Here is a 6572-nt window from a genome sequence, read left to right on the forward strand (position 1 = left end):
TTCGGCCGCTCTTTTCACTTGATTTTCTCCAATTTGCCTGGAATTCTGCGGCAATCCCCGCCACATTTCCACAATCGCCTCTTTTTCCGAACATTTCAGGTCTTTTCATTTGTAAAATTCATTTTTCGGGTGCATTCGTTTCTCTGACCATGTATGATAATAGTGTACAGTGATCTTATAAAAGTGAGGGATCGAACATTGCCAAGCCATTCAACGAAAAAGACAGACATCGAAATTGCACAGAACACGGTGCTGAACCCCATCAAAGAAATCGCGGAAAAGCTTCAACTCACAGAAGAAGATTTAGAGTATTACGGAAAATTTAAAGCCAAAATTACATATGAAAAAATAAATGCCTTAAAAGCAAAGAAAGACGGCAAACTTTTCCTGGTTACGTCGATTAACCCGACGCCGGCCGGAGAAGGCAAATCGACGGTGACAATCGGGCTGGGAGATGCTTTAAACCGGCTTGGCCGCCAAACGGTTGTGGCATTAAGGGAACCGTCTCTCGGGCCGACTATGGGTCTCAAGGGCGGCGCGACCGGGGGCGGCTATGCGCAAGTGCTGCCAATGGAAGACATCAACCTTCATTTTACGGGCGATTTTCACGCGCTTACAGCGGCTAATAATGCAATTTCTGCATTGCTGGACAACCATATCCACCAGGGGAATTTTCTTCAGATTGACCCGCGGCGGGTGGTTTGGAAGCGGGCTGTGGATTTAAATGACCGGGCGCTCCGGCATGTCGTTGTCGGGCTTGGCGGGCCCGGCCAGGGGATGCCGCGCGAAGACGGGTTTGATATCACGGTGGCATCAGAAATCATGGCTGTTTTATGCCTGGCCCAAAATCTGAAAGACTTAAAAAAACGAATCGCGCATATGGTGGTTGCCTATAATTACGCGCGGGATCCTGTAACCGTCGGCGATCTCGGCATAGAGGGCGCAATTACGCTGCTGTTAAAAGATGCGTTGAAACCAAACCTCGTGCAGACGATCGAGCATACGCCGGCAATTGTCCACGGCGGCCCGTTTGCCAACATCGCCCACGGCTGCAACAGCGTTATGGCAACGAAAACGGCTTTAAAGCTGGCCGACTATGTGGTAACGGAAGCCGGCTTCGGCGCAGATCTCGGTGCAGAAAAATTTTTGGATATTAAATCAAGAAGCGCAGGCCTGAAACCGGATGGCGTTGTCATTGTTGCGACGATCCGTGCCTTGAAGATGCATGGCGGCGTGCGGAAAGAAGATTTGGCGGAAGAAAATACCGGTGCCCTTAAGGCCGGACTTTTAAACCTGCAAAAGCATGTGGACACGATTCAACATTTCGGGTTGCCTTTTGTTGTAGCAATCAACCGGTTTACATCGGATACGGAAGCAGAAATTGCTGTTTTAAAAGACTGGTGCGAAGCCCGCGGCATTCCCGTATCATTAACAGAAGTGTGGGAAAAAGGCGGTCTCGGCGGCCTTGATCTGGCCAGGCAGCTGCTCGATGTGAGCGAAAAACAGCCAAACGTTTTCAAACCGCTTTATCCAATTGAATCCAATATTGAAGGCAAGCTCCAAACCATTGTTCAAAAAGTGTACGGCGGCAATGGCGTTGAGTTTTCAACAAAAGCGCGCAAACAAATCAAAGAGTTTGAAAGACTTGGCTGGAACGATTTCCCCATTTGTGTAGCGAAAACGCAGTATTCCCTGTCTGATGATCCGGCAAAAATCGGCCGCCCGCAAAACTTTACGATTTATGTCCGCGAGCTGATTCCAAAACTTGGCGCCGGGTTTATCGTGGCACTGACAGGTGATGTGCTCACGATGCCGGGCCTGCCGAAGGAACCGGCAGCGTATAATATGGATGTAGACGAAAACGGCAAGGCGGCCGGCCTGTTTTGACGGGCCAGCCGGCGGGCATTAAATAGCCCGGCGTCATGCACCGGCAAGGCCGCCAAAAAAATGAATGCTGTTAAAAAAGCATGTTTAGACAAGAAAACCCGCAAAGGATCATTTTTCTTTGCGGGTATAAAGAATGGACTGTTGAACAATGAAGATGTTATCGATTGAAGGGCTGACAAAAACATATGGGGAAAAAGTGTTATTTGACAACCTTGCCTTTCATATTGGCGAAAATGAGCGCATCGGCTTGATCGGCGTTAACGGTACCGGCAAGTCAAGCTTATTAAAGCTGATTGCCGGGATAGACGAGCCTGACAGCGGCGAACTGGTGCATCCGAATGACTACACAATCGGCTATTTGCCGCAGGAACCGGATCTGTCGCCTGATTTGACGGTCCTTGAACAGGTGTATAAAAGCGATTCAGCGGTTATGAAACTGTTGAGGTCATATGAAGAAGCGGTGCTGCGGCTGGAAAGGGATCCGGGGAATGCAGGCTGCCAGGAGGCCTTGTTCCAGCTGCAAAAGGAAATGGATGCTGCCGGCGCCTGGGAAACGAGCGCCGATGCGGAAACCATCCTGACGAAACTCGGCATAACCGATTTCACAAAGAAAATCGCCAAACTTTCCGGCGGCCAGAAAAAGCGGGTTGCGCTTGCTCAGGTGCTGATTGAAACACCTGATTTGCTGATTTTGGACGAACCGACAAACCATCTTGATTATTCGTCCGTGAAATGGCTGGAAGAATTCATTTCCAAGTACAGGAATTCAGTCCTGCTCGTCACGCACGATCGCTATTTTCTTGACCGTGTCACAAACCGGATTTTCGAACTGGACCACGGCAAACTCTATAGCTATAAAGGAAATTATCAGCATTTTATCGAAGCCAAAGCCTTGCGTGAAGAAGAAATGCAGCAGCAGGAAGAAAAGCGGAAAAACCTGTACCGCCGTGAGCTTGCCTGGATGAGAAGAGGGGCCAAGGCGCGCTCGACCAAACAAAAAGCGAGAATCCAGCGGTTTGAAGAATTGGAAGGCAATATCGGCAATCTTGCGGGAAAAGACGCAGCAGATATGGCACTGGAGTCCAGCCGGCTTGGGAAGCAGGTATTTGAACTGAAACATGCCTGTAAAGCTTTTGCAGGAGAGCCCATTCTTGCCGATTTTAATTTACTCGTCAAACCGCAGGACCGGATTGGCATTGTCGGCAAAAATGGCAGCGGCAAAACAACGCTGATGAATATTTTGGCGCAGGAGGCTTCGCTTGACAGCGGGGAGCTGATCACGGGGCAGACGGTCAGGATTGCCTATTACCGGCAGGAAACCGCCGAAATGGATGAAAATAAACGGATGATTGAGTATATCCGTGAATCCGGCGACACTGTTACAACAAAAGACGGCGAAACGATATCTGCAGCACAAATGCTTGAAAGATTCCTGTTTGACATGCATATGCACGGGACCCCGATCCGCAAGCTCTCAGGCGGGGAAAAGCGGCGCTTGTATTTGCTGAAATTATTGATGGAAAGGCCGAATGTACTGCTGCTGGACGAGCCGACGAACGATTTGGACACACAGACGCTGACGGTTTTGGAAGACTATATTGAAGAGTTCCCGGGCGTTGTCATCTCCGTATCCCATGACCGGTATTTTCTCGACAAAACAGCCGGCCAGCTGCTCGTTTTTAACGGCAGCGGCAGCATAGACCGCTATTACGGTACATACAGCGATTATCTTGAAAACGCCGGTCTGGAAGAAAAAACCGGAACGAAGCGGAAAACGGCTCCTGCTGCCCCGCCTGCAAAAGAATCGAAACGGAAAAAATTAACGTACAATGAGCAGAGGGAGTGGGAAGAAATTGAGGGGAAAATGGCGGCATGCGAAGCAAAAATTGCGGCCTTAAATGATGAACTGAATGAGGCGGGCGCTGATTTTATCAAAGCCCAGGAGATTATGACTGCACTGGATGAAGAAAATGAAAAGCTCGAACATTATATTGAACGCTGGAGCTATCTGTCCGAGCAGCAGGAGCTGTAACCCAAACATCTAAATAGTGTCTCCACAGTGAATATGGTAAAATGCTAGTAGGCTGACGATGAAAAGGGGGTGAAACCGTGAAAATCAAAGCGATTGAACCTACACCAAGCCCGAATACGATGAAAATCATCTTAACAGAAGCACTGCCGGACGGTTCGCGGAATAATTATAAAAAAGGCGAAGCAGACGGGGCTCCGCCGCTGATCCGGCAGATTCTCGCCATTGACGGGGTAAAGGGCGTCTATCATGTTGCCGATTTTCTCGCGGTTGAACGCATCGGGAAAACGGACTGGAAAGCAATTCTTCCGGTAGTGCGCAAAGTGTTCGGCGAAGAAAATGAATCTGCTGCCGGGCAGGAAACGGCAGCAAACCGGAAATATGGCGAAGTCAAGGTATTTGTGCAGCTGTTTAAAGGAATTCCGCTGCAGGTGAAATTAAGCGATGATGAGCAGGAGAAACGCTTCGGGCTCCCGGCGTATTTTGCAGAGGCGATGCAGGCGGCACAAATGGACGGCGATAATTATGTATTCCTGCGCCAATGGAAAGAGGCCGGCACCCGCTACGGGGAATTCGATCAGATCGGCAGCGATGTCACAGAAGAAATCATGGCCGCATACCCGAAAGACAGGCTGCAGCGGTTAGTCGAACAGGCGCGGCATCCGGTACCGGAAAGGCAATTGAAAAAACGCATGAAATTGACGGCCGGGATGTTAGATACGGAAGACTGGCGGGAAAGATACCGGCTGCTTGAAGCAATGGAAGACCCGGATATCACCGATCTGGCTGTACTGGAAAAAGCGCTGGGTGATGAAAAGCCGTCGATCAGAAGGCTTGCAGTCGTATACCTGGGAATGATCAAGAATAAAAAAGTGTTGCCGCTTCTTTATCGCGGGCTGGAGGATAAGCATGTCACGGTCAGGAGAACAGCCGGGGATGCCTTAAGCGATCTCGGTTTTAAAGAAGCGATGGAGAAAATGGCCGAACGCCTGAAGGATCCGAGTAAGATTGTGCGCTGGCGGGCCGCAATGTTTTTATACGAAGAGGGCGATGAACGCGTGCTGCCGGCACTCCGGGAAGCAGAAAATGACCCTGAATTTGAAGTCCAGCTGCAAGTGAAGATGGCAATTGATCGAATTACAAACGGGCAAAAAGCAAAAGGCTCGGTCTGGAAGCAAATGACAGAAGCCAGAAAAGCCAAGCCTATGCAATCATAATCATCAAACGGGAGGAATTTGTTATGTCAATGGCTTACGAAGAATATATGCGGGCGCTTGTTACACCAATGAGGGAAGAACTGGTGAATGCCGGATTTTCGGAATTGCGCACACCGGAAGAAGTGGAGCGTTATATGTCTGAAACAAGCGGAACAACTTTAGTGGTCGTTAATTCCGTCTGCGGTTGTGCGGCAGGATTGGCACGCCCTGCGATTATTGAGGCGGTAAACACTTCCGCCAAAAAACCCGAACATCTGGTAACGGTTTTTGCCGGACAGGATAAGGAAGCCACCGCAAAAATGCGCGAATATTTTGCCGGGATTGAACCTTCATCACCGTCTGTAGCACTTCTTAAGGGAAATGAAGTGGTCCATTTTGTTCCAAGAAGCGATATTGAAGGCCATGAAGTTGAAGATATTATTGAAAATCTGCAAACGGCATTTGCACAGTTTTGCTAAAACCGTAAGCCTGCGCGCCTGAACCTATACTTTTAGGCTCTTCCAAAGTATAGGTTGGGCAATGCAGGCTTTTTTTCATTGCAGCGGGATGCCGGGGACACTGCTGCTATTTTATTTGGCAGGCAATTCATATTCGCAAAGGCCGCTAAAATCATATATAATAGACTTAAATCTTTACTGGTCACTGGAAGGAGGCACTTGCATATGAAGAAGTGGCTGAAAAAGTCAGTCGTTATACTTGTTTCTGTTTTAACTTTCGGCATGGTGCCCCCTTCCCATGCAATCTGGAATCACCAGTACAAGCCCGGCCAAAAAATCGAGCAGGAGAGTACAGAAAGCCTTGCCAATCTTTCCGGTACTGTCGTTGCGAATCTTGAGCGCAAACAAAGTGATGATGATGACGATGACAGTGTGCTCAGGTCTTGGATGGAAGAGGCGGAGAAGCAGTCATACCGGAAATTCGGCCCCAAAATCAAGCCGGCCATTGAAGATGAATTCAGAAAGCGGATTTTACCGCATATCGAATGCGTAATTGCTGATACGATGCGAAAGACCCCCCGGGAAGACTTATCCAAGCTGGCCATTTCCGCTCAACCCGGCGGGGGGCTGAGTGAAAGAATTTTCCACATCTATCATATGGAAACGAAAAAAGATATTATCCGTTTCCATGTCCGGCGCGACCATCCGCCAATGGATGGTTATTATTTTAACGGCTTTCCGAAAGAAGTCTCCCATCCTCAAGGAATGTGAAGGTGCGAATAGCACCAATGAGTAGGTGGGAGATGAATTTCGGTTGGCTTTAGCCAAAGGTTTTGATATAATCAGTCTTAGATGGAATAAAGGATTGATATATCAATGAAATTAGATAGTAATAATCATTCAGTATTCTTACTGCATTATCACCTTGTATTGGTTGTAAAATACCGTAGACAAGTGTTCGATAGCGAAATATCTGATTTTGCAAAAGATATGTTCGCTGAG

The 6572-nt window shown here is 48.5% G+C and carries 6 protein-coding genes; all 6 read left to right on the forward strand.

Annotated elements, in window-relative coordinates:
* Positions 1 to 198 precede the first annotated feature (198 nt).
* A complete protein-coding gene (locus C232_RS0100900) occupies positions 199 to 1887 on the forward strand; it encodes a formate--tetrahydrofolate ligase (RefSeq protein WP_018660261.1) in 1689 nt (562 codons plus the stop codon).
* Positions 1888 to 2035: 148 nt separating this feature from the next.
* Positions 2036 to 3919, forward strand: coding sequence for an ABC-F family ATP-binding cassette domain-containing protein (locus C232_RS0100905; RefSeq protein ID WP_018660263.1), 1884 nt, complete (start codon positions 2036 to 2038; stop codon positions 3917 to 3919).
* A 77-nt stretch (positions 3920 to 3996) separates the two neighbouring features.
* Positions 3997 to 5133, forward strand: coding sequence for a conserved virulence factor C family protein (locus tag C232_RS0100910; RefSeq protein WP_018660265.1), 1137 nt, complete (start codon positions 3997 to 3999; stop codon positions 5131 to 5133).
* A gap of 23 nt (positions 5134 to 5156) precedes the next feature.
* Positions 5157 to 5591 (forward strand): BrxA/BrxB family bacilliredoxin, encoded by a 435-nt coding sequence (locus tag C232_RS0100915; RefSeq protein WP_018660267.1) that lies wholly within the window; start codon positions 5157 to 5159, stop codon positions 5589 to 5591.
* A 204-nt stretch (positions 5592 to 5795) separates the two neighbouring features.
* On the forward strand, positions 5796 to 6341 hold the full coding sequence (locus C232_RS18290; RefSeq protein WP_018660269.1) for a YpjP family protein: 546 nt from the start codon (positions 5796 to 5798) through the stop codon (positions 6339 to 6341).
* A 105-nt stretch (positions 6342 to 6446) separates the two neighbouring features.
* A partial coding sequence (locus C232_RS19145; RefSeq protein WP_040399973.1) for a transposase occupies positions 6447 to 6572 on the forward strand: 126 nt, incomplete at its 3' end.

The sequence above is a fragment of the Heyndrickxia acidiproducens DSM 23148 genome, assembly GCF_000374345.1.
Lineage (GTDB): Bacteria > Bacillota > Bacilli > Bacillales > Bacillaceae_C > Weizmannia > Weizmannia acidiproducens.

What these genes read in the sequence shown, in the direction of transcription:
- C232_RS0100905 (WP_018660263.1), top strand. Translation starts at nt 2,036, where the DNA reads ATGAAGATGTTATCGATTGAAGGGCTGACAAAAACATATGGGGAAAAA.
- C232_RS0100915 (WP_018660267.1), top strand. Translation starts at nt 5,157, where the DNA reads ATGTCAATGGCTTACGAAGAATATATGCGGGCGCTTGTTACACCAATG.
- C232_RS18290 (WP_018660269.1), top strand. Translation starts at nt 5,796, where the DNA reads ATGAAGAAGTGGCTGAAAAAGTCAGTCGTTATACTTGTTTCTGTTTTA.